This window comes from Neisseria sp. P0022.S010 (assembly GCF_051956635.1).
The window spans coordinates 1-2,166 of record NZ_JBQCXF010000488.1 but is presented as its reverse complement, the minus strand read 5'-3'; the positions used below and the strand labels follow the sequence as shown (position 1 = coordinate 2,166).

At 35.8% G+C, this 2,166-nt stretch carries 3 protein-coding genes and 1 pseudogene; all 4 read right to left on the bottom strand.

All coding sequences use genetic code 11. From position 1 onward, the window contains the following. Positions 1 to 9: 9 nt before the first annotated feature. Positions 10 to 744 (bottom strand): annotated as a pseudogene (locus ACTHUT_RS18465) (RHS repeat-associated core domain-containing protein); the annotation flags it as partial. A gap of 119 nt (positions 745 to 863) precedes the next feature. Continuing rightward, the gene (locus tag ACTHUT_RS18460) at positions 864 to 1,277 is read right to left on the bottom strand and encodes a hypothetical protein (protein ID WP_250601001.1); all 414 of its coding nucleotides are present in this window, start codon (positions 1,275 to 1,277) and stop codon (positions 864 to 866) included. A gap of 14 nt (positions 1,278 to 1,291) precedes the next feature. Then, a complete protein-coding gene (locus tag ACTHUT_RS18455) occupies positions 1,292 to 1,549 on the bottom strand; it encodes a hypothetical protein (protein WP_107820351.1) in 258 nt (85 codons plus the stop codon). A gap of 254 nt (positions 1,550 to 1,803) precedes the next feature. Next, positions 1,804 to 2,166 (bottom strand): hypothetical protein (locus ACTHUT_RS18450; protein ID WP_440419348.1); only part of this gene is annotated, 363 nt, incomplete at its 5' end.

The following is a 2,166-nucleotide window of genomic DNA, read 5'->3' as shown; positions in this document are numbered from 1 at the left end:
GTAACTTTTTCATTTTATTTTCTCCAATTTTAAACCTAATTTTTTTATAAAGCTCTCTTGGAAGGAGTGACAATCTTGGCCTGCTGGCCAACTCCAGTTTCCCGAATAATTTTTGGCATAATCTCTGATAGCTTGTTTAATTTCTTCCTCTGTCTTTCCTCTAGGGAAAATTACTTTAAATACATTCACCCCTTTACTCCTATCACCATGGTGTGGATCCATTGTTGAAGTTCCACCAAGAGTTGACTGTCCATTCAAATCACCAGGCACACCAAAGATTGTCTCAGACAATCCTACTCCCTTACTAGGCCACCAGCCATAACTTTCATTTGGACCTAACTCAACCCACCAATGTCCATACTTATCCTCACCAGTTAACGAAATATCTTTTCTATAAACCCTAATACTTGTTTCAGTAGCAGCTGAATTACAAGAGCTACATTTTTGTTTCAATCCCAAAGTATCTGTCCATGTGGCTACATTAGGTGCAAATGAATACAAATTCGCCCCACCCCACAACCCAATCGGATCCTGATTCACAAACCGCCCGGCCTCAGGCTCGTAATACCTGAACAGATTGTAATGCAGCACGGTCTCTTCATCATAATACTGGTTTTGCAATCTGAACAGCTGATGTGCATCCTTGTAAACCCGCCCGTCCTTTTTCAGACGACCCCAAGCGGTGTATTCGCCGTACCATAACAGATTGCCGTGGATGTCGGTCATCTCTCTTGATATGCTGATTTAGTGGTAAATCAGGTTACTAAATGCGTCATAGGCATAGTAATTAAACTACCACATATTAAAGGTCGTCTGAAAGTTGTTTTTAGACGACCTTAAACTTTGGTTGGCTTCAAACTAACCTACGCTTTTTCAATAGGTTCAATCCATTGATTTTCGATGAGCCATTTTTCTATTTCTAAAAGAAACTTAGGATTAATTTCCTTTAGTTCTGGGAACTTTTTTTCATATTTTTTCATTATATCAAAAAAGTAATCGTTGAATTCAGTTCCAATAATTTTTTTTTGAGCATTAATATCTTTCTTAATAGGAATAAAATCCTCCTCATATACGACAATATCAAATCCTAAATCATTATCCTTTTTAGAAAATCTAGACTTTGATTTCCAACCACTATCCTTCTCCAAGCATCTAAAACAAAACCCGATAGAAAATGGTATAGGATACTTTTTAATAATTGGTTCTACTCCATAAAATTCATCACAAATTTTATCTACTTTTGTCCACGATGGATAATCACATGTTGCAAATAACATATTCTTTCCTTTTATTAATGTTTACATTTATTACCAGGGGGTAATTTTCCTCTTCGTTTAATATATTTAAGAATTTTCAGACGCTCCCATATTCTCATCTTAATTTTAGGTCCCTTCATCACTCTTTTATATATCAAATCATTTCTTCGCAGCCATGCTTGAGAATATCGTCTTTGAATCCCATTCTTAACATTCCGTGTTTCTCCAATTTTCCAAATATCTCCTTTTTTCAACCAAACCTTACCTACAGGCTTACGCTTACCCCATTCCATTACAGGATAGAAACCATCTTTAGCAGCTGTTAAGTAGTAAAGTTCTTTAAGTCCTAAGTACGGTGCAACAAAGGCCGTCTGAAAGTTGGTTTTCAGACGACCTCTATGTCAACTGCCAATGAGATTGTTAAAGAACAAATGTTTCAGACGACCTCAAAGAAGATAGTGAGGTCGTCTGAAAAACAGAAACCGCGTGCGTGCTTACCGCACACACCCTACGTCAGGACTGAAGGTTTTGTCCGGGCTACGGCTTGCTATGATTCACTAATAGCATCTATCCATTTATTTTCCAATAACCATTTTTTAACATCATATAAGAAATTAGGGTTAATTTTTTTAAGTATAGGAAATTGTCTTTCTTTTTTCTTCATGGTTTCAAAAAAATATCGATAAAACTCCTTACCTAGTATCTTTCTTTGTGCATCTATATCTTTTTTAATGGGTATAAAATCTTCTTCAGAAACAACAATGTCAAATCCAAGGGCATTATAATTATCTTCTTTTGAATATCGAGATTTAGATTTCCAGCCGCTATCTTTTTCTAAACACCTGAAACATAACACTAAATCAAAAGGAAATTCAGTATATTTTTTCAGAATAGGCTGTAAGCCATTCTC